The sequence below is a fragment of the Streptomyces bauhiniae genome, from assembly GCF_004784475.1.
Classification (GTDB): Bacteria; Actinomycetota; Actinomycetes; order Streptomycetales; family Streptomycetaceae; genus Streptomyces; species Streptomyces seoulensis.
In genome coordinates, this window is record NZ_SRRT01000009.1 from 75,875 (window position 1) to 94,790 (window position 18,916).

An 18,916-nucleotide genomic window follows, 5' to 3' on the forward strand; every position below is an offset into this window, starting at 1 on the left:
GGTGGCCTGCTCCGGTCGTCCCCCGACCGCAAGCATCGGCGCGCCGAGGCCGGTGCCGCGCGCCGGGGCGCGCCGATCGGGTGAGCCGGTCAGGTCAGGGTCACCCGCCGCCGACGCCCGCTGACCAGCAGGATGTGCACGCTCAGCAGCAGCGACCAGGCGGGGAAGACCAGTTCCGCCCAGGGCACGTCGGAGGAGACGAAGAGCAGCAGCAGCGCGGTCACCGCGCCCACCGCCGTCAGCCAGCGGGGCAGCACGCCCATCCGCTTGCCGATCACGGACATCGACGACACGAAGACGGCCGCCATCCGCATCGCGTAGTCCGTCATCAGCGTGTACGCGAAGTGGCGGCCGAAGTCCCAGGTGGTGAGCGAGGGCGCGCTGCCGGCGGGGTGGGCCACGGCCAGCACCGCCGTGGCGGAGGCGGCCGCGCCGAACAGGGTCGCGGTGAAGACCAGCCCGCTGCCCAGCAGCACGGTCGCCAGGAACCGGTCCTCCACGTCGCCCACGTGCGCGCGCACCGCGCCGAGGAACCACAGGAAGAAGATGCCGGCGAACGGGATCAGCGCCAGCGCCGCCCGTACCGCGTCCCGGCGGGTGGGGTCCGTGAACCCCTCGGCGCCGACCGCGTCGGCCCCCTCGGGAATGCCGAGCCGCATCAGGACGATCGTCGCCGCCAGCAGCAGCGCGAACACCACCCCGGCGAGACCGGCCGCCCGGGGCGTCTCCAACGCCCCCTCACCGGGACCGTTGCGCTGCATGAGCGGCCCACCTCCCTCGCGCGTCGGCCCCCGCACCAGCAAGCAGCCGGTACGGGGGCCACGCCACCCGGGCAGGGCCGTACGGCCGAGTCAGAGCCGGGACAGCTCGTCCACCAGGTCGTCCAGGCCGAGCGAGCCCTGGGACAGCGCCGCCATGTGCCATGCCTTCGGGTCGAAGGAGTCGCCGTGCCGCTCCCGCGCCCGCTCCCGGCCCAGCAGCCAGGCCCGCTCACCGAGCTTGTAGCCGATGGCCTGGCCCGGCATCGTCAGGTAGCGGGTCAGCTCGCTCACCACGAAGTCCGCCGGACGGCTGCTGTGCGCCCGGAAGAACTCCTCGGCCAGCTCCGGCGTCCACCGCTCACCGGGGTGGAACGGCGAGTCCGCCGGGATCTCCAGCTCCAGGTGCATGCCGATGTCGATGATCACCCGGACCGCGCGCATCATCTGCGCGTCCAGATAACCGAGCCGCTCCTCCGCGTCGGTGAGGTAGCCCAGCTCGTCCATCAGCCGCTCCGCGTACAGCGCCCAGCCCTCGGCGTTGGCGCTGACCATGCCCACCGTGGCCTGGTAGCGGGACAGGTTCTCCGCGACGTGCGCCCACTGCGCGATCTGCAGGTGATGGCCGGGCACGCCCTCGTGGTACCAGGTGGACACCAGGTCGTACACCGGGAACCGGGTCTCGCCCATCGTCGGCAGCCAGGTCCGCCCCGGCCGGGAGAAGTCCTCCGAGGGACCCGTGTAGTACGGGGCCGCGGCGCCGCCCGGCGGGGCGATACGGGACTCCACCCGCCGTACCCGCTCGGCGAGTTCGAAGTGGGTGCCGTCCAGGTCCGCGATGGCCCGGTCCATCAGGCCCTGGAGCCACTCCCGGACCTCGTCCACGCCCTCGATGTGCCGCCCGTGCTCGTCCAGGTGCGCCAGCGCCACCCACGGCGTCTCGGCGCCGGGCAGCACCTTCTGCGCCTCCTTCTCCATCTCGCCGAGCAGCCGGTGGAACTCCGACCAGCCGTAGGCGTACGCCTCGTCCAGGTCGAGGTCGGTGCCGTTGAAGTAGCGGGCGCTGCGGGCGTACCGCTCGCGGCCCACCGTGTTCGGGGCGTCCGCGACGGCCGGGGCGTACACGTCCCGCATCCAGTCGCGCAGGGCAGCCACGGAGGCCGTCGCCGCGCGGGCCGCGTCGTCCAGCTCCGCGCGCAGCGACTCGGGACCGGCCGCGGCGAAGTCCTCGAACCAGCCGCGCCCCTCACCGGTGTCCGCCCACTCGGTGAGCTGCTCGACGAAGGTGGCCGTCGGCCGGGGCGCCGCGTACAGGCCGCGCTCCAGACCGAGGGCGAGGGAGGCGCGGTAGCCCTCGTAGGCGGCCGGGACCGCGCGGAGCCGCTCGGCCAGGGCCGCCCAGTCCTCCTCGGTCTCCTGCGGGGTCACGCTGAAGATGTCCCGCACCGAGTGGCCGGGTGTGTGCATGTTGCCGACCGCGCGCAGGTGTTCGTGCGCGTCGTGCATGGCCAGCTCGGCGGTCAGCCGCTCCCGCAGCAGCCGCCCGCAGCGGCGCTCGGCGTCACTGTCCGCGCCGGGCAGGCGCTCGGCCTCGTCCAGCCGGGCGAGCGTCGTACGCGCCAGCTCGGCCAGCGCCTCCTGGCCGGCGGGGGAGTAGTCGGGCAACCGGCTGGAACTCTCCCGCACACCGAGGTAGGTACCGGTGACCGGGTCGAGGGCCAGCAGGTCGTCCACATAGGCGTCGGCGACCTGACGGGGCAGCAAGCTCTTGGTGTCGGACATGGCGCCCATCCTGGTACCGGAGGTGCGTCCACGTCACCCGTGCACCGGCGTTTTCAGCTCTCGGCATGACCCGGCGGCAGCAGCGGCCCGCACTCCCACTGCTGGAAGATCAACCGGGTCTCGACCCGCGCCACTTCACGTCGCGAGGTGAACTCGTCCAGCACCAGCCGCTGGAGGTCGGCCATGTCGGCGACCGCCACATGCACCAGATAGTCGTCCGGGCCGGTCAGATGGAACACCGTCCGCGCCTCCGGCAGCGCCCGCACCCGCTCCACGAACGGCCCGACCAGCTCCCGCCGGTGCGGCCTGACCTGCACCGACAGCAGCGCCTGCAACCCCCGGCCCAGCTTCGCCGGGTCCAGCCGGAGCCGATGGCCGAGGATCACGCCCGACCGGCGCAGCCGGGCCACCCGGTCCAGACAGGTCGACGGCGCCACCCCGACCCGCGCGGCGAGGTCGCGGTACGTGGTCCGGGCGTCGTTCTGCAGCAGTCGGAGAAGGTGCAGATCCACCGGGTCCAGTACGACGGAGGCGTCCATCGGCCGAACGTAACACGGGTGTCCGCCCCCTGAACCCGTCCGGTGTTCACCCTTCGGGCATGGAATCGAGCAGCAACGGCGCCGCCGACACCGTACGCAGGGCACTGGCCACCGAGGCCGTGCACGCCGGCCGGGAGGACCTGACCGCACAGGGCCTGCACACCCCGCCCATCGACCTCTCCACCACCTACCCCTCCCACGACAGCCGGGACGAGGCCGCCCGCATCGACGCCTTCGCGGCCGAGGGCATCCTCCCCGAGGGACCGCCCGTCTACGCCCGGCTCGGCAACCCGACCGTGGCCCGCTTCGAGACCGGCCTCGCCCGCCTCGAAGGCACCGGGTCCGCCGTCGCGTTCGCCAGCGGCATGGCCGCGCTCAGCGCCGTGCTGCTCGCCCGGTCGGCCGCCGGTCTGCGCCATGTGGTCGCGGTCCGGCCGCTGTACGGATGCAGCGACCACCTGCTGACCGCCGGGCTGCTGGGCACCGAGGTCACCTGGACCGACCCGGCCGGGATCGCGGACGCGCTGCGCCCCGACACCGGTCTGGTACTGGTCGAGACCCCGGCCAACCCCACCCTCGCCGAGGTCGACATCCGGGCCGTCGCCCACTCCTGCGGGACCGTACCGCTGCTCGTCGACAACACCTTCGCCACGCCCGTGCTGCAGCGCCCCGCCGAGCACGGCGCGCGGCTGGTGCTGCACAGCGCCACCAAGTACCTCGGCGGGCACGGCGACGTGATGGCCGGAGTGGTGGCCTGCGACGAGGAGTTCGCCGGGCAACTGCGGCGGATACGGTTCGCCACCGGCGGGGTGCTGCATCCGCTGGCCGGCTATCTGCTGCTGCGCGGCCTCGCCACGCTGCCGGTCCGGGTCCGCGCGGCCTCCGCGACCGCCGCCGAACTGGCCCGCAGGCTCGCCGCCGACCCGCGCGTGGCCCGCGTCCACTACCCGAAGCTGGGCGGCGCCATGATCGCTTTTGAGGTGCACGGCGACCCGCACGAGGTGATCGCCCGCGTCCGGCTGATCACCCCGGCGGTCAGCCTGGGCAGCGTCGACACCCTCATCCAGCACCCGGCGTCCATCAGCCACCGCATCGTGGACACCGCCGACCGGCACGGCGCCGGGGTGGGCGACCGGCTGCTGCGGCTCTCGGTCGGCCTGGAGGACACCGAGGACCTGTGGGCCGACCTGTCCGGTGCGCTGGGGGAGCGGGTCCCGGCGCCGGTGCCACTGCACGAGGCCGTCAACTGAGGTACTGAAACAGGGAGTTGCCATGAAGACGGCCCGGCGGCTGGTCACCGCCGGGCCGTCCGCCGTACCGGGAGGTCAGAGCCGGAGCTGCTCGCCGTCGCTCTTCTCCGCGATGCGGGAGCGGGCCGGGGCCAGCCGGGCGGTGATCACGAGGGTGCCCTCCTCGACCTGGTAGTCCAGGGGCAGCCCGAGTCCGCGCATCGCCGCGACCATCCCGGTGTTGGCCGAGCGGGTCACCGCGTACACGCTCGCGCAGCCCGCCTCGACCGCCATCCGCACCAGCCGCTCCAGCAGCTCGGCGCCGACACCGCGCCGCTGCCAGTCGTCCTCCACCAGCAGGGCGACCTCGGTCTCCTCGCCGTCCCACAGCAGATGACCGAGGCCGACCACGCGACCGGAGGCGGTCTGCGCGGCCAGGGTGCGGCCGAAGCGCGGGCTGAGCAGGTGGTTCAGATAGCGGTCGGCGTCGCGCACGGGCCCGTGGTAGCGCAGGTCCAGGGTGCGGTCCGAGCACCGCTCGTGCATCGCCCGCGCCGCGTCCAGGTCACCGGTGTCCACCCGGCGCACGGTGATCGCGTTGCCCTCGGGCAGCGTCAGCACGTCGTGCGCGCGCGGGATGCGCGGGCCGAGGCGGCTGTCCAGCTCCACCAGCGCCCGCGCCCGCGCGAACTCGGTCGGGGTGAACGGCAGATACGGCCGCTCCACGCTCAGTACACCGCCGCCCGGCGCCCGCAGCCGCAGCACGGTGTCCTCCAGCACCCCTTCGGCGGGCACCGGTTCGCCACCCGTACCGGCGGGCACCGAACGGATCGTGCACCGGCCGAGCAACTGACGCAACGCCAGCGGGAGTTCGGCCGCGTCCAGCGCGGTGCGGGTGGCGAGGCCGAGGACGCGGGTGGGGGCGTCGACCAGATCATGGGCGTCGGCCCGCTCGATCCAGGTGGAGCTGCCGCCCGACTCCGCGATGACACGGGTCAGCTCGGCGGCGGCCAGGGAGTCCGGGGCCCGCAGCAGGAACTCGTCCACCGTGCCGTCGGCCAGCGGATGCGTCTGGAGGCTCAGGATGTCGACCCGGTGCGTGGCCAGCGCCGTGCAGAGCGCAGCCAGCGAGCCGGGTTCGTCCCGTACGGTCGTCCGCATCCGCCACAGGGCGCCGGGGCCTTCTTGCGCGGACGGCCCGGCCGGGTGCGCGGACGCGCTCGGCCGGGCGCCGGTATCGCCTGCCTCACCGGTGGGCGGTGCGTGCACATGGCGCCGGGCCCACCAGGTGTGGAAGCCGGCCGTCGCGGCCAGCGTGAGCGCCGAGATCATCAGCAGTGCGGGCCCGTCGGGGCCGTGCCCGATCAGGTTCGCCACGGCGTCGGCCACCGCGACGGCCGTGAACAGGGCCGCGAGTTCGACGAGGTCGCGCCGCCAGTGGTGCACGGGACGCCCGTGCCGGGTCCGGAGCGCGCTCGGCGTCGATTTCCGCGCCGATGTCCGGGTCGATTGCTGGTTCGTCCGAGAGAGGTCCGCAGTCATGCGGCCACTGTGCAGGAATGGTGTTGCGTGATCACGAACGCCCTGTGACCGATGGGTAAAGCATCGTTGTGCCCGAGTTCGTCGCACTTTCTACCACCAGCGGACGCCCCGTCAAAGCCACTGCTCAGCACGGCAGTTGGCGTGCCGCGCTCCGGGGGATGACGCCGGTGCGCGACACGCCTTCGAGAGTACGGGACGTCAGACCCCGGCCGCGCGGCTGCTGCCGTCGAGGATGACGCGGGCGACGAGCGCCGGGTCGTCGTTCATCGGGACGTGCCCGCAGCCGGGCAGCCGGACCAGCCGGGCGTGCGGGATGATCCGCTTGGCCCGCACCCCTTGGCGGCGCAGCAGAATCCGGTCGTGCGCGCCCCAGGCCACGGTGACCGGAACGCCCGCTACCGGGTCGGTGAACCGCACCGTGGTCCCGGTGTGCAGGGTCGCCTCGAACGCGGTGGCCCCGGCGAGCGCCAGCGTCTCCGCGACCACCGCCTCCGGGGCCCGGCGCGCGGGCCGACGGTAGATGGTGCTGGTCAGCGCGGTGCGGCCGACCGCGCTACGGGACATCCGCTCCACCACACCCAGCGGCAGCCGCTGGGCCAGCCCGCGCATGGTGAGCAGCACCCCGAAGGCGTACCGCCGCTCGGCCTCGGTCCAGAACCCGGCCGGGGCCAGCGCGGTGACGGACCGTACGGACTTCTCCCGGCCCAGCTCCAGCGCGAGCAGCCCGCCCAGGGAGTTCCCGGCCACGTGCGGGCGGTCCAGGTCCAGCGCCTCGAACAGCGCGCCCAGGACGGAGTTGATCGTCGGCAGATCGTGGGCGAGCCCGTCCGGCAGGTCCGGCGAGGCGCCGAAGCCGGGCAGGTCCACGGCGATCACCTCGCGCTCGGTCGCCAGGATGTCCACCACCGGGTCCCACGCCTGCCGGTGGTGCCCGATGCCGTGCAGCAGCACCAGCGGATCACCCCGCCCGACCCGCTGGTACGAGACGGTCACATCCCTCGTCCCGGCCGGGGCGGGAACCTTGAAGGAGACGGTGGCGGACATACGAAGCTCCTCGGTACGGCTGCTGACGGACGCCGTAGACAGCTTGTCAGCAATTGCTACCGGCGGGTAGCCCTTCGCGTCGTGTCGCGGAACTCCGCCGGTTTCAGGCCGCCAGCGCCGCAGCGACCAGGCTGGCGAAGGCTTCCGGGGCGTCCAGCATGATGTTGTGCCCGCAGTCCGCCACCGCGACCACGGACACCCCCGCCTCCCGCAGCGCGTCCTCGCCGGGCAGCGGCCCGTCGGCCTCGGGGTGGAGGAAGGTACGCGGAATCTCCGCGTGCGTCAGCAGCTCCCGCACGGTCGGGACCGTGCCCCGGGCCAGCCCCCTGGCGCTGCGGTGCAGGGCCGTACGGTCGGTCAGCCGCATGGTGGCCCACCACAGCGCGCCGGCCCGGTCCCGGACCTCCGCCCAGCCGCTGTCCACGAACTCCGCCTCGGAGAAGGCCGCGATACCGCCGCTGCCGAGCGCGCCCCTGGCGGGCTCGACCGGGTCGAGGTCGGCGTCGACCAGCACCAGCCGGGACACCAGCTCCGGGTGCCGGTCCGCCAGTACGATCGCGACGGCACCGCCCATGCTGTGCGCGATCACCTCGGCCCCCGTCACCCCGGCGTCGGTCAGCGCGGTGGCCAGTGCCCCGGCGTGCGCTTCGAGGCTGTAGTCGAAGTCCCGCGGCCGGTCGCTCAGCCCGTGCCCCAGCAGGTCGACCAGGAGCGTGCGGTGCCCGGCGATCAGCGGATGGGTGGCCGCCTCGGCGAAGTAGGCGGCCGCCGTGGCACCGAGACCGTGCAGGTAGACCCGGGGGGCGTCGCTTCCCGGCAGCTCCACCCAGCGGATGCGGTCACCTGTGGCGGTGACGACGGCGTCCCGGACGCTCACGGCATTCCCCCTGATCGACGGCGTACGAGCGGATGATCTCAAACCTTCTGCCTACCCGCCCGGTGCCGCCCCGCCGGGCTCCACAACGCGCCAGGAACGACCGAATTCGTCTGGACACCGGCGGGTGCGACGGGATGGGATGGAGACCGTGACGACCGAGACCGCGATCGATGTCTTCGAAGAGAACCGGCCGCTGCTGACCGGCGTCGCCTACCGCATGCTGGGCCGCGTCGCGGACGCCGAGGACGTGGTGCAGGACGCCTGGCTGCGCTGGTCCCGCGCCGATCGCGCCGAGGTCCGCGAACCCCGCGCCTACCTGGTCCGTGTCACCACCCGGCTGGCGCTTGACCGGCTCCGCCAGGTCAAGTCGCGCGGCGAGGCCTACGTCGGGCCCTGGCTGCCCGAGCCCTACACCACCGACTTCGGCGACACCGTCCCGGACACCGCTGACCGGGCGCTGCTCGCCGACTCCGTCTCCGTGGCCGTCCTTGTCGTCCTGGAGTCGCTGTCCCCGCTGGAGCGCGCGGTGTTCGTGCTGCGGGAGGCGTTCGGGTATCCGTACGCCGAGATCGCGGAGCTGCTGGACCGGGGCGAGCCCGCCGTTCGGCAGTTGGCCGCGCGGGCCCGCAGACACGTGGAGGAGCGCCGGCCGCGCTACGACGTGGACCCCGCCCAGCGCCGGAAGCTGACCGAGCGGTTCCTCGCGGCGGCCACGGAGGGTGACCTCGACGGGCTGATGTCCTTGCTCGCTCCCGACGCCCGTCTGGTCGGCGACAGCGGCGGCAAGGCCAAGGCTCCGGTGCGGGTGCTGTTCAGCGCCGACAAGGTGGGGCGCTTCCTGGCCGGGGTCGCCTCGAAGAACCTGCTGCCCGGCATGACCCACCGGTTCATCGAGGTCAACGGCGGTGTCGCGGTGCTCGTGCTGTCCGAGGGCCGGCCGGACACCCTGTTCCAGCTCGGCATCACCGACGGCGCGATCAGTGCCGTCTACATCATCCGCAACCCCGACAAGCTGCGCGTCCTCACGAACTCCATGTGAACGCTCGGTCACCAGGGCACCGGGCGAGTGGGCAGGGATGGGACAATTGGTCTTGACCAAGCATCAGGGCCGCCCTATGGTCGCAAAGAACTGCAACAACCTTTAATAAACAAGGGCGCCAAAACCGCCGGAGCACGGCACTTGCGGAGGACAGGGTGGGGACCACGCAACTGGAAACGGTGCCGGAGCCGAAGTACTTGCACCTCAAGACCGTACTGAGCGAGGCACTGGACTCCGAGTTCTCGGTGGGCGAGATCCTGCCGAACGAGCGCGATCTCGCCGCCCGCTTCGGCGTCGCCCGCGCCACGCTCCGGCAGGCGCTGGAGCAACTCGAGCTGGAGGGACGGCTGCAGCGCCGCCGTGGTGTCGGTACGACCGTCGCGCCGCCGCGCGTCGGCGTCGCCCTCGGCACCGGGCGGCAGACCTGGCCCGGCACCGGTGACGACGCCTGGCAGCCGATGGACTGCGAGCGGGCCGTACCGCCCGCCCCGGTCGCCGCCGCCCTGGACACCGGTACCGACGAGGTGCACCTCGTCCGCCGGTTCCGGATGTCGCAGGGCCGGCGCGTCGCCACCGAGCTGCTGTACATCCCGGCCGCCTCGGTGCCCGACCTGAGCGCGATCGACACGCCCTCCGGACCGGCCCGCGCCCGTGCGGTGCTGCGCGAACTCCAGCGGCTCGAACTCGACGGCCAGGACCGCGCGGTGGAGCTGGGCTCGGCGGGCGCGGAGGACGCCAAGGAACTCGACCGGCTGCCCGGCTCGCCCGTCCTCGTCGTCACCACCCGGTTCACGGCCCAGGGCCGCACCGCCGCGCTCGGCGTGGCCACCTACCGCGCCGACACCTGCCGCCTCACCTTCGGCGACACCCCGGACGTGGAGATACACCACGACCCGGAGCGCCGCGCCTCCTGAGAGCGGCAGCACCGCACCATCCCGCCGCGCCCCGGTGTCCCACCGGGGCGCGGCGGCATGTGGGCCGCACGCCCCTCCCGCCGACCCCCGAATCCCCCAGGGCCGGCGGCGTCGGCGGCTCACGCCCCCACGGCCCCCTCGACCGCGAACAACTGCCGTTCCACATGGTCCAGCGCCAGCCGCAGCGCGCCCGTGGCCACCACGGCCTCGCCCAGCAGGGACAGGGCCACGGCCGGGGGACGCAGGCAGTAGCGGGCGAGTTCGCGGCGGAGGGGGTCGAGGACGCCGTCCAGGCCGGCCGCCCAGCCGCCGACCACCACCAGCTCCGGGTCGAGCGCCAGCACCAGCGCGGCCACGTCGTGCACCAGCCGCTGGATGAACCGTTCCACCGCCGCCCGCGCCGAGCCGTCGCCCTCCCGGGCCAGCGCGAAGACCTCGGTGACCGCCTGCTCGTCCAGGGGCGGCAGCGGCTCGTCCGTGGTGGACAGCAGGGCCTCCGGGGTCGCCTCCCGGCCCAGCAGATGCAGCGCGCCGATCTCCCCGGCCGCCCCGCCGTGCCCCCGGTGCAGCCGGCCGCCGATCAGCGAGCCCGCGCCCGGACTCAAGCCGGCCAGCACGAACACCACGTCGTCGGTGTCCTTCGCGGCGCCCTGCCAGTGCTCGGCCACGGCGGCCACGTTGGCGTCGTTCTCCACCAGCACCGGGCACCGGAAGGAACGGCTGAGCCGCTCGCCCAGGTGGAGCCCGGTCCACTGGGGCAGCGCGGTGCCCAGGCGAACCGTTCCGTCGGCCTCCACGATGCCCGGAGTGCCGACGCCCACCGCGCGCAGCGAGCCCCGCGGGACGCCGGTACGGCGCAGCAGCTCGGCGACCGTGCCGCGCAGCCGCTCCAGCCGCTCGTCGGCCGGTGCCTTCTCGTCCACGTCCCGGGTCTGCGTGCCCAGTACCCGCCCGTCCAGGTCGGAGACGACCGCGACCACCCGGTGCGCGCCGATCTCCAGCCCCAGCAGATGCCCCGCCTCGGCCCGGAACCGGAACCGGCGCGCGGGCCGTCCCTGACGGCGGGCGGTGCCCTCCTCGGCCGCGCGCTCCACCACCAGTCCCGCCTCGGCCAGGCCCTCCACGACCCCCTCGACGGTCGGCCGGGACAGCCCGGTGGCCCGGGTGATCTCCGTGAGCGTCGCGCAGTCGGTGTCGCGCAGCGCGCGCAGCACCACCGCGGAGTTGATCCTCCGCAGCAGCGAGGGATCGCCACCGGTCAACTGCCCCACGGTCCGTCCTCCCAGCTCGCGGGCGTGTGTGGGGCGGATCGTACTCGGCCCGGACCACCCCGGCGAGGGCCGGGCGGTCACCGGGGCGCGACGAACCCCGACTCGTAGGCGGCGATCACCGCCTGGGTACGGTCCCGCGCGCCCAACTTGGCCAGTACGGCGCTCACATGCGACTTCACCGTTTCCGCCCCGACGACCAGCCCGGCGGCGATCTCCGCGTTGGTCAGCCCCCGCGCCATCAGCCGCAGCACCTCCGCCTCCCGCTCGGTCAGCCGGGCCCCCGCCAGCGGCTCGGTATCCGCCCGTCCGGTGCCGTACCGGGCCGCCAACTGCCGTACCGACGCCGGGAACAGCAGCGAGTCGCCCGCCGCGACCAGCCGTACCGCGTGGACAATCTCCTCCGGGCGGGACCGCTTCAGCAGGAACCCGTCCGCGCCCGCGCGCAGCGCCTCGTAGACGTACTCGTCGTCCTCGAAGGTGGTGACCACCAGGATCTTCGGCGGACCGTCCACCGTGCGCAGTACCGCGCGGGTCGCCTCGATGCCGTCCAGCAGCGGCATCCGGACGTCCATCGCCACCACGTCCGGCCGCAGACTCCGCACCAGCGGGATCACGGCGGCCCCGTCGGCCGCCTCCCCGACCACCTCGATGTCGGGCTGCGCCGCCAGCACGGCCCGCAGCCCGGCACGGACCAGGGGTTCGTCGTCGACGAGGAGTACGGTGACCGGCATCCGGCCAGCGTAGATCAGCTGAGTGGCAGCTCGGCGCGTACGAGCCAGGCATCCGCTTCGGGCCCGGTGTGGGCGCTGCCGCCGAGGAGGGCGGCGCGCTCGCGTATGCCGCGCAGGCCGCTGCCGCCGTTGCTCCTGGGCAGTCCCGCCGGGAGCGGATTGCTTATCTCCAGGGCGAGTTGGCGTCCCCCGGCCGTCACCCGTACCCGTACCGGCACCGCGCCCGCGTGCCGCAGGACGTTGGTCAGGGCCTCCTGGAGGATGCGGTAGCCCTCGCGGGACACCGGGCCGGGCAGGGACTCCACCGCGCCGGTCGCCCGGAAGTCGACCTCCGCGCCGGAGGCCCGCGCCGACTCCAGCAGGCGGTCCGCGTCCGCCAGCGTCGGGCGGGCGCTCGCCGGCCGCTCCGCCTCGCGCAGCACCCCGAGCACCCGCTCCAGGTCCTCCAGCGCGGCCCGGCCCGTCTCCTCGATGGCGCTCAGCGCCCGCCCGGTGAACTCCGGGTCCCCGGCCGCCCGCGCGGCCCCCGCCTGCACCACCGCGACGGTCAGCGCGTGCCCGATCGAGTCGTGCAACTCCCGTGCGATCCGGGTGCGTTCGAGGAGCTGCTCGGTCCGCTCCTCCAGCGCGGCCAGCCGTTCGGCCGCCGACGGCCCGAGCAGGCGGCGCGCACACCGGGTGACCAGCGCGCCCAGACCGAGCACCACGCCGTACAGCGCGAGCAGGGGGAGCGGGGCCAGCAGGGCGTACGCCCGGTGCGGGGCGAACGACGGCGGCAGTCCCCACGCGCCCGTCGCCAGCTCGAAGGCGAGGATCGGCAGCCGCACCGTGGCGAACATGGCGACCGCGCCGAGCAGCATCCGCAGCTCCAGCCAGAGCAGCGTGCGCCCCCGGTCCCGCCAACTCCGCGCGGGTTCCTCGGAGATGCCGGGCTCCGCCTCGCCGGGCGTCAGCAGCAGCCGCGCCTGCACGCCCTCGCCCCGCCGCACGGCCGGGATCAGCGCGAGGGGAACGAGGAACAGGGCGGGCGCCCACGGGGTGCGCGGGTCGATGAACATCCAGAACGCCACGCTCAGCATGGGCAGCCACAGATGCAGCAGCCGCGTGTACGTCGTCCCGCGCAGCAGCGGGCGCAGGAAGCGGACCATGCGGCCATCCTGACAGCCGCGCCCCGCGAGCGGCCTCCCCCGCACGGGGGAGCGGGTCCCCGCTCGCGGGGGAGGCGCACGGCCGCCCGCCCGGCGAGGCTCGTGCCATGACCAGCATCGAACTCCGCGACCTCACCAAGGAGTACGGCGGCAGACGCGCCGTCGACCGCCTGACCCTCACCGTCCGCCCCGGCCAGGTGACCGGCTTCCTCGGCCCCAACGGCGCCGGCAAGTCCACCACCATGCGCCTCGTCCTGGGCCTGGACCGCCCCACCTCCGGCACCGCCACCCTCGACGGCCGCCCCTATGCCCAACTCCGTGACCCGCTGCGCCGGGTGGGTGCCCTGCTGGACGCCCGCGCCGCCCACGGCTCCCGCACCGCCCACGACCACCTGCTGGCCCTCGCCGTGAGCAACCGCCTCCCCGCCACCCGCGTCGGCGAGGTGCTGGAGCGCACCGGCCTCGCCTCCGTGGCCCGGCGCCGGGTGCGCACCTTCTCCCTCGGCATGCGCCAGCGTCTCGGCATCGCCGCCGCGCTGCTCGGCGACCCCGAGGTGATCCTGCTCGACGAACCCGCCAACGGCCTCGACCCCGAGGGCATCGTCTGGGTCCGCACGCTCCTGCGCGGGCTGGCGGCGGAAGGCCGTACGGTCCTGGTCTCCAGCCATCTGATGGGGGAGACGGCCGCCTTCGCGGACCACCTCGTGGTCCTCGGCCGGGGCCGCCTCCTCGCCGACACCCCGGTACGGGACTTCATCGACGCCCGCGTGCGCCCCCGGGTCCGGGTCCGCAGCACCGACGCCGACACGCTCGGGGCGCTCCTCGCCCGGCACGGGTACGCGGGGGAGCGGACGGCGGACGCCACCTGGACCGTGCGGCACGCACGCGTGGAGGAACTCGGGCGGCTGCTGGCCGAGGAGGGGCTGCCGGTGCTCGAACTCGCGCTTCAGGAGGCGAGCTTGGAGGAGGCGTACCTCGATCTGACGGCCGGCGAGGCCGAGTTCACCGCACAGCCGCAGGAGGTCTGACCATGCCGTTCGTTCCCGTACTGCACGCCGAGTGGATCAAGATCCGGACGCTGCGGTCGCTGCTCGGCGCGCTGGCGGCGGTGCTCGTCGTCACGGTGGCCTTCTCGGCGGTCACCGCCGCCCAGGCCGACCGGTCCGACCCGCTGTACGCGGTGTTCTCCGGCGTAAGCCTCGGCCAGGTCGCCGCCGTGGTCTTCGGCGCGCTGGCGGTGTCCGGCGAGTACCGGGGCGGTGCGCTGCGGCTGACGCTCGCCGCGGTGCCGGACCGGACGCGGTGGTTCGCCGCGAAGGCCGTCGCCGTCGCGCTGCCGGTGCTCGCGGTGGGGCTGCCGACCGGTCTGGTCACGCTCGCGGTGGGCAGGACGACGGCGGGGCTCACCTGGGCGGAGGGGCTGCGCGGGGCGGTCGGCTGCGCGCTGTACCTGACGCTGATGGCCCTGTTCGCCGCCGGACTCGCGGCCGTGCTGCGCAGCGGGGTCGGCACGCTCGGGCTGCTGATCCCGTTCCTGCTGATCGTGTCCTTCGTGGTCGGAGACCTCGCCTCCGGCGCCGCCGACTACCTGCCCGACCGGGCGGGCCAACTCGCCCTGCACAGCGCCCCGGAGGGCCCGCTCGGCCCCTGGTCGGGGCTCGCGGTGACCGCGCTGTGGGCGGGGGCGGCACTGGGCGCGGGCGCCTGGTGCGTGCGGCGGCGGGACGCCTGACGCGCCTGACGCCCCGCCAATTGTCAGTGGCGGCGGCTTTACTGGAACACATGGACGTCGTCGCACGGCACCTCGCCGCCATCGACCGGCTCCGCGCGCGGGACCTCCCGGCGGGCGGGGCCGGTCACCACACCGTGGAACTGGAGCCCGGCCACGGGCCGGCACCGGCTGCGGACGACGTCCACGCCCTGCGCGAGGCGATAGCACAGCACCTCGGCGCCCGCTGGGGCGAAACACCCCCCTGGGGCCAGCTCACCCTCCGCCTCCGCCTCGCCCGCGGCGAGGAGATACCCGAGCCCTGGGCCACCCTCTGCCTGCGCACCGACGAACTCGACGTCTGGCAGGCGGAGGGCGTGTGGCTGGCGGTGGGGGTGGCCGACAGGGACGAGTCCGACGAGACACGCCTCCTCGCCACGGTGACCCGCACGGCCCCGCCCTAGTCGGCGGCCGCCTCGCGTAGCCGGCCGAACTCCTCCGCCATGCCCGCCGCCGTCCAGTGGGCGTTCAGGCCGCTCGGGTTGGGCAGCACCCAGACGCGGGTGGCGCCGAACGTGCGCTCCTGCGGGCCCACTTGGGCCTTGCGGTCGCCGAAGGCGGCCCGGTACGCGGTCACGCCGACCACGGCCAGCCAGCGGGGCGCGTACCGCTCTACCTTGGCGGCCAGCACCCGGCCGCCCTCGATGTACTCCTCGGGCGACAGCTCGTCCGCGCGGGCCGACGCCCTGGCCACCACGTTGGTGATGCCGAGGCCGTAGGAGAGCAGCTCGCGCTCCTCGGCGGGCCTCAGTTGGCGCGGGGTGAAGCCGGAGCGGTGCAGCACCGGCCAGAAGCGGTTGCCGGGGCGGGCGAAGTGGTGGCCGGTGGCCGCCGACATCAGGCCCGGATTGATGCCGCAGAACAGGACATGGAGGCCGTCCGCGAGCACGTCGGGGACGAGACGGTCGCGGGCGGCCTCCAGTTCCGCCTGGCTGAAGGAGGTCAGAGGATCGCTCCGGGGGTGTAACCGGCCGCCTCCGGGCGCTGCTTGGCGATCTCCTCGATCCGGCCCACGACCACCCCGACCTGGTCGGCGGCCGCGCCGGTGAAGGACAGCTTGTCGGCCATCAGCGCGGCCAGCTGCTCGCGGTCCAGCGGCAGCCGGTCGTCGGCGGCGAGCTTGTCCAGCAGGTCGTTGCGCTCGGCGCCCTGCTCGCGCATGGCGAGGGCGGTCGCCACCGCGTTCTCCTTGATCGCCTCGTGCGCGACCTCGCGGCCCACGCCCGCGCGCACCGCGCCCATCAGCACCTTGGTGGTGGCGAGGAACGGCAGGTAGCGGTCCAGCTCGCGGGCGACGACGGCCGGGAAGGCGCCGAACTCGTCCAGCACGGTCAGGAACGTCTCCAGCAGGCCGTCCAGCGCGAAGAACGCGTCCGGCAGCGCGACCCGGCGCACCACCGAGCAGGACACGTCGCCCTCGTTCCACTGGTCGCCCGCCAGCTCGCCGGTCATCGAGGCGTAGCCGCGCAGGATCACCATCAGGCCGTTGACGCGTTCGCAGGAGCGGGTGTTCATCTTGTGCGGCATCGCGGACGAGCCGACCTGGCCGGGCTTGAAGCCCTCGGTGACCAGCTCGTGCCCGGCCATCAGCCGGACCGTCTTGGCCAGCGAGGAGGGCGCCGCCGCCAGCTGTACCAGCGCGGTGACGACCTCGTAGTCCAGCGAGCGCGGGTAGACCTGGCCGACCGAGGTGAACGCCTGGCCGAAGCCCAGGTGGTGGGCGATGCGCTGCTCCAGCTCGGCCAGCTTGGCCGCGTCCCCGCCCAGCAGGTCCAGCATGTCCTGCGCGGTGCCGACCGGGCCCTTGATGCCGCGCAGCGGGTAGCGGCCCAGCAGCTCGTCGACCCGGCCGTAGGCCACCAGCAGCTCGTCGGCGGCGGTGGCGAAGCGCTTGCCCAGGGTGGTGGCCTGCGCGGCCACGTTGTGCGAGCGCCCGGCCATGACCAGCTCGGCGTACTCGCCGGACAGCCGGCCGAGGCGGGCCAGCACGGCCACCGTGCGGTCGCGGACCAGCTCCAGGGAGAGCCGGATCTGCAGCTGCTCGACGTTCTCGGTGAGGTCGCGCGAGGTCATGCCCTTGTGCACGTGCTCGTGCCCGGCGAGGTCGTTGAACTCCTCGATCCGCGCCTTCACGTCGTGCCGGGTGACCTTCTCGCGCTCGGCGATGGAGGCCAGGTCCACGGTGTCGAGGACCCGCTCGTAGTCGGCGATCGCCTCGTCCGGCACCTCGATGCCCAGGTCCTTCTGGGCGCGCAGCACGGCGAGCCAGAGCTGCCGCTCCAGCCTCACCTTCTGCTCGGGCGACCAGAGCGTGGCGAGCTCGGCGGAGGCGTACCGTCCGGCGAGGACGTTGGGGATGCGGGGCTTGGCGGGCGCTGAAGTCACGTGCACCGAGTGTACTGGCGATTCGTGCAGGCCAGCGCCGTGGGGTCGCTCGGAGGAAGCTACAAGGCGGGCAGCGGGGGTACCGGGGGCGGGTTCCCTACTCTTGCAGTATGCGCATGCGTCCTACGTTGAGCTGGACCCCGAGCGGAGATCTGCCGCCGGGCATCACCGACCCGGAGCCGGTCGCCGAGGCGCTGGGCGCGGGCGGAGTGCTCGTACTCAGCGGGGCGGGCATCTCCACCGAGTCCGGCATCCCCGACTACCGGGGCGAGGGCGGCAGCCTGAGCCGGCACACCCCGATGACCTACCAGGACTTCACCGGCGGGGCCCAGGCGCGGCGCCGGTACTGGGCCCGCAGCCACCTGGGCTGGCGCACCTTCGGCCGGGCCCGCCCCAACGCCGGGCACCGGGCGGTGGCCGCGTTCGGACGGCACGGCCTGCTCTCCGGCGTGATCACCCAGAACGTGGACGGCCTGCACCAGGCGGCCGGCAGCGAGGACGTCGTGGAACTCCACGGCAGCCTCGACCGCGTCGTCTGCCTCTCCTGCGGCGACGTCAGCGCCCGCCGCGTCCTCGCCGCGCGCCTGGAGGAGGCGAACCCCGGATTCGACCCGGTGGCCGCCGGGATCAACCCGGACGGCGACGCCGACCTCACCGACGACCAGGTCGGCGACTTCCGCGTGGTGCCCTGTGCGGTCTGCGGCGGCATCCTCAAACCGGACGTGGTCTTCTTCGGCGAGGCCGTCCCGCCCGCCCGGGTCGCACACTGCCGCGCCCTGGTCCGCGAGGCGGCCACGCTGCTGGTCCTGGGCTCCTCGCTGACGGTCATGTCCGGGCTCCGCTTCGTCCGCCAGGCGGCCGAGGCCGGGAAACCGGTGCTCGTCGTCAACCTGGCCCCCACCCGGGGCGACGTCCACGCCCGAGCCCGGGTCGCCCTTCCGCTGGGCCCGGCCCTCACCACCGTCGCCGGACGGCTGGGCGTTCCTCTGGAGGGCGCCGACTCCCGCGTGGGGTGACCGGTGCTACGCCGGGTCCTCGTGCGTCAGCTCGTACGGCAGGAGGTCCGGGCGCTTGGCCGGGAGGCCGTCGCCGGAGGAGCGGCCGGTGAGGCGGCGGGCTATCCAGGGGAGCAGGTACTGCCGGGTGAACCGGACGTCGGCGACCCGGCGGGCCCGCCAGCCGGGCGGCGGGGTGGCGGCCATGGGGGTGCGCCACTCGGCGTCCTCCGCGTCGTGGCCCAGCTCCTGCCAGACCGCCTCCGCCACCCGGCGGTGCCCCTCGTGGGTGAGGTGCAGCCGGTCCACGTCCCACAGGCGCGGGTCGCCCAGCGAGGGCGCCCCGTACAGGTCGACCACCACCGCGTCGTGCTTGGCGGCCAGCTCGTCCACGCAGGCGAACAGCTCCTCCATGCGCGGCCGGAACCGGTCCAGCACCGGCCCCTGGCGGCCGGGGCTGCGCATCAGCACCAACCGCTCGCAGTGCGGCGCCAGCCCTTCCACGGCCTCGGTCAGCAGGTCCCGTACCCGGACCATGTCGCACTTGGGGCGCAGGGTGTCGTTCAGTCCGCCGACCAGCGTGATCACGTCGGGGCGCATCGCGGCCGCGAGCGGGACCTGCTCGTCCACGATCTGCTGGATCAGCTTGCCGCGCACCGCGAGATTGGCGTACCGGAAGCCGGGCGTGCGGGCGGCCATCCGGGCCGCGAGCAGGTCCGCCCAGCCCCGGTAGGAGCCGTCCGGCAGCAGGTCCGACATGCCCTCGGTGAAGGAGTCGCCCACGGCGACGAGGCTGGTGTACGCGGGAGGTGTGGAATTCGTCTGCATGGCGACAGCGATGGTATCCCGGCGCCATACCCACCGGTCGGTCACCCCGTTCCCGCCCCGCGCCCC

General features: G+C 74.1%; 19 protein-coding genes. 7 read left to right on the forward strand and 12 right to left on the reverse strand.

Translation table 11 applies throughout. The features are described 5' to 3' along the window. Positions 1-89 precede the first annotated feature (89 nt). The 3 genes from E5083_RS27530 to E5083_RS27540 all read right to left on the reverse strand — a co-directional run bounded on the left by E5083_RS27530 (position 90) and on the right by E5083_RS27540 (position 3,079). Complete coding sequence (locus tag E5083_RS27530; protein WP_135788384.1) at positions 90-761, reverse strand: hypothetical protein; 672 nt, start codon at positions 759-761, stop codon at positions 90-92. A gap of 90 nt (positions 762-851) precedes the next feature. Further along, positions 852-2,540 (reverse strand): DUF885 domain-containing protein, encoded by a 1,689-nt coding sequence (locus E5083_RS27535; RefSeq protein WP_135788385.1) that lies wholly within the window; start codon positions 2,538-2,540, stop codon positions 852-854. Between the two features lie 53 nt (positions 2,541-2,593). Further along, positions 2,594-3,079, reverse strand: a complete 486-nt coding sequence (locus E5083_RS27540) for an Lrp/AsnC family transcriptional regulator (RefSeq protein ID WP_135788386.1) — start codon at positions 3,077-3,079, stop codon at positions 2,594-2,596. Between the two features lie 59 nt (positions 3,080-3,138). Here E5083_RS27540 and E5083_RS27545 point away from each other — a divergent pair, with 59 nt between their 5' ends. Continuing rightward, the gene (locus tag E5083_RS27545; protein ID WP_135788387.1) at positions 3,139-4,329 is read left to right on the forward strand and encodes a trans-sulfuration enzyme family protein; all 1,191 of its coding nucleotides are present in this window, start codon (positions 3,139-3,141) and stop codon (positions 4,327-4,329) included. A 75-nt stretch (positions 4,330-4,404) separates the two neighbouring features. Here E5083_RS27545 and E5083_RS27550 read toward each other — a convergent pair whose 3' ends face one another. The 3 genes from E5083_RS27550 to E5083_RS27560 all read right to left on the reverse strand — a co-directional run bounded on the left by E5083_RS27550 (position 4,405) and on the right by E5083_RS27560 (position 7,771). Beyond that, on the reverse strand, positions 4,405-5,754 hold the full coding sequence (locus tag E5083_RS27550) for a GNAT family N-acetyltransferase (protein ID WP_135788388.1): 1,350 nt from the start codon (positions 5,752-5,754) through the stop codon (positions 4,405-4,407). Between the two features lie 294 nt (positions 5,755-6,048). Further along, entirely contained in the window at positions 6,049-6,894 is an 846-nt protein-coding gene (locus E5083_RS27555; protein ID WP_135788389.1) for an alpha/beta fold hydrolase, read from the reverse strand. 103 nt (positions 6,895-6,997) lie between these two features. Then, positions 6,998-7,771, reverse strand: coding sequence for an alpha/beta fold hydrolase (locus E5083_RS27560; protein WP_244317670.1), 774 nt, complete (start codon positions 7,769-7,771; stop codon positions 6,998-7,000). 148 nt (positions 7,772-7,919) lie between these two features. On the opposite strand from E5083_RS27560, the gene E5083_RS27565 reads away from it, so the two are divergent. After that, entirely contained in the window at positions 7,920-8,810 is an 891-nt protein-coding gene (locus E5083_RS27565) for an RNA polymerase sigma-70 factor (RefSeq protein WP_135788390.1), read from the forward strand. Between the two features lie 155 nt (positions 8,811-8,965). Beyond that, complete coding sequence (locus tag E5083_RS27570) at positions 8,966-9,724, forward strand: GntR family transcriptional regulator (protein ID WP_135788391.1); 759 nt, start codon at positions 8,966-8,968, stop codon at positions 9,722-9,724. 119 nt (positions 9,725-9,843) lie between these two features. Here the strand turns inward: E5083_RS27570 and E5083_RS27575 are convergent, their stop codons facing one another. From E5083_RS27575 to E5083_RS27585, 3 genes are all read right to left on the reverse strand, one after another. Beyond that, on the reverse strand, positions 9,844-10,995 hold the full coding sequence (locus tag E5083_RS27575; RefSeq protein ID WP_135788392.1) for an ROK family transcriptional regulator: 1,152 nt from the start codon (positions 10,993-10,995) through the stop codon (positions 9,844-9,846). A 77-nt stretch (positions 10,996-11,072) separates the two neighbouring features. Then, positions 11,073-11,726: a response regulator transcription factor gene (locus E5083_RS27580; RefSeq protein WP_135788393.1), complete on the reverse strand. Its 654-nt coding sequence runs from the start codon at positions 11,724-11,726 to the stop codon at positions 11,073-11,075. 14 nt (positions 11,727-11,740) lie between these two features. Further along, positions 11,741-12,874, reverse strand: a complete 1,134-nt coding sequence (locus tag E5083_RS27585; RefSeq protein WP_135788394.1) for a sensor histidine kinase — start codon at positions 12,872-12,874, stop codon at positions 11,741-11,743. 107 nt (positions 12,875-12,981) lie between these two features. On the opposite strand from E5083_RS27585, the gene E5083_RS27590 reads away from it, so the two are divergent. Genes E5083_RS27590 through E5083_RS27600 form a run of 3 tightly spaced genes read left to right on the forward strand, consistent with a single transcriptional unit; the run spans position 12,982 to position 15,046 of the window. After that, positions 12,982-13,902 (forward strand): ATP-binding cassette domain-containing protein, encoded by a 921-nt coding sequence (locus E5083_RS27590; RefSeq protein ID WP_135788395.1) that lies wholly within the window; start codon positions 12,982-12,984, stop codon positions 13,900-13,902. A 2-nt stretch (positions 13,903-13,904) separates the two neighbouring features. Further along, on the forward strand, positions 13,905-14,606 hold the full coding sequence (locus E5083_RS27595) for an ABC transporter permease subunit (RefSeq protein ID WP_135788396.1): 702 nt from the start codon (positions 13,905-13,907) through the stop codon (positions 14,604-14,606). A gap of 50 nt (positions 14,607-14,656) precedes the next feature. Then, positions 14,657-15,046 (forward strand): hypothetical protein, encoded by a 390-nt coding sequence (locus E5083_RS27600; RefSeq protein WP_135788397.1) that lies wholly within the window; start codon positions 14,657-14,659, stop codon positions 15,044-15,046. On the opposite strand, the gene mug is transcribed toward E5083_RS27600, so the two are convergent. Next, positions 15,043-15,531: a G/U mismatch-specific DNA glycosylase gene (mug, locus tag E5083_RS27605; RefSeq protein ID WP_244317671.1), complete on the reverse strand. Its 489-nt coding sequence runs from the start codon at positions 15,529-15,531 to the stop codon at positions 15,043-15,045. The genes E5083_RS27600 and mug overlap by 4 nt on opposite strands. A 53-nt stretch (positions 15,532-15,584) precedes the next feature. After that, a complete protein-coding gene (gene purB / locus E5083_RS27610) occupies positions 15,585-17,027 on the reverse strand; it encodes an adenylosuccinate lyase (RefSeq protein WP_031181915.1) in 1,443 nt (480 codons plus the stop codon). Between the two features lie 110 nt (positions 17,028-17,137). Between purB and E5083_RS27615 the strand changes: the two genes are divergently transcribed. Beyond that, positions 17,138-18,043 (forward strand): NAD-dependent protein deacetylase, encoded by a 906-nt coding sequence (locus E5083_RS27615; RefSeq protein ID WP_135788398.1) that lies wholly within the window; start codon positions 17,138-17,140, stop codon positions 18,041-18,043. A 6-nt stretch (positions 18,044-18,049) separates the two neighbouring features. Here the strand turns inward: E5083_RS27615 and E5083_RS27620 are convergent, their stop codons facing one another. Beyond that, a complete protein-coding gene (locus E5083_RS27620; RefSeq protein ID WP_135788399.1) occupies positions 18,050-18,850 on the reverse strand; it encodes an SGNH/GDSL hydrolase family protein in 801 nt (266 codons plus the stop codon). Between the last annotated feature and the right edge of the window lie 66 nt (positions 18,851-18,916).

Coding starts and splice junctions, on each gene's coding strand:
- E5083_RS27530 (WP_135788384.1), bottom strand. CDS start 761: ATGCAGCGCAACGGTCCCGGTGAGGGGGCGTTGGAGACGCCCCGGGCG.
- E5083_RS27535 (WP_135788385.1), bottom strand. CDS start 2,540: ATGTCCGACACCAAGAGCTTGCTGCCCCGTCAGGTCGCCGACGCCTAT.
- E5083_RS27540 (WP_135788386.1), bottom strand. CDS start 3,079: ATGGACGCCTCCGTCGTACTGGACCCGGTGGATCTGCACCTTCTCCGA.
- E5083_RS27545 (WP_135788387.1), top strand. CDS start 3,139: ATGGAATCGAGCAGCAACGGCGCCGCCGACACCGTACGCAGGGCACTG.
- E5083_RS27555 (WP_135788389.1), bottom strand. CDS start 6,894: ATGTCCGCCACCGTCTCCTTCAAGGTTCCCGCCCCGGCCGGGACGAGG.
- E5083_RS27580 (WP_135788393.1), bottom strand. CDS start 11,726: ATGCCGGTCACCGTACTCCTCGTCGACGACGAACCCCTGGTCCGTGCC.
- E5083_RS27585 (WP_135788394.1), bottom strand. CDS start 12,874: ATGGTCCGCTTCCTGCGCCCGCTGCTGCGCGGGACGACGTACACGCGG.
- E5083_RS27590 (WP_135788395.1), top strand. CDS start 12,982: ATGACCAGCATCGAACTCCGCGACCTCACCAAGGAGTACGGCGGCAGA.
- E5083_RS27595 (WP_135788396.1), top strand. CDS start 13,905: ATGCCGTTCGTTCCCGTACTGCACGCCGAGTGGATCAAGATCCGGACG.
- E5083_RS27600 (WP_135788397.1), top strand. CDS start 14,657: ATGGACGTCGTCGCACGGCACCTCGCCGCCATCGACCGGCTCCGCGCG.
- E5083_RS27615 (WP_135788398.1), top strand. CDS start 17,138: ATGCGCATGCGTCCTACGTTGAGCTGGACCCCGAGCGGAGATCTGCCG.
- E5083_RS27620 (WP_135788399.1), bottom strand. CDS start 18,850: ATGCAGACGAATTCCACACCTCCCGCGTACACCAGCCTCGTCGCCGTG.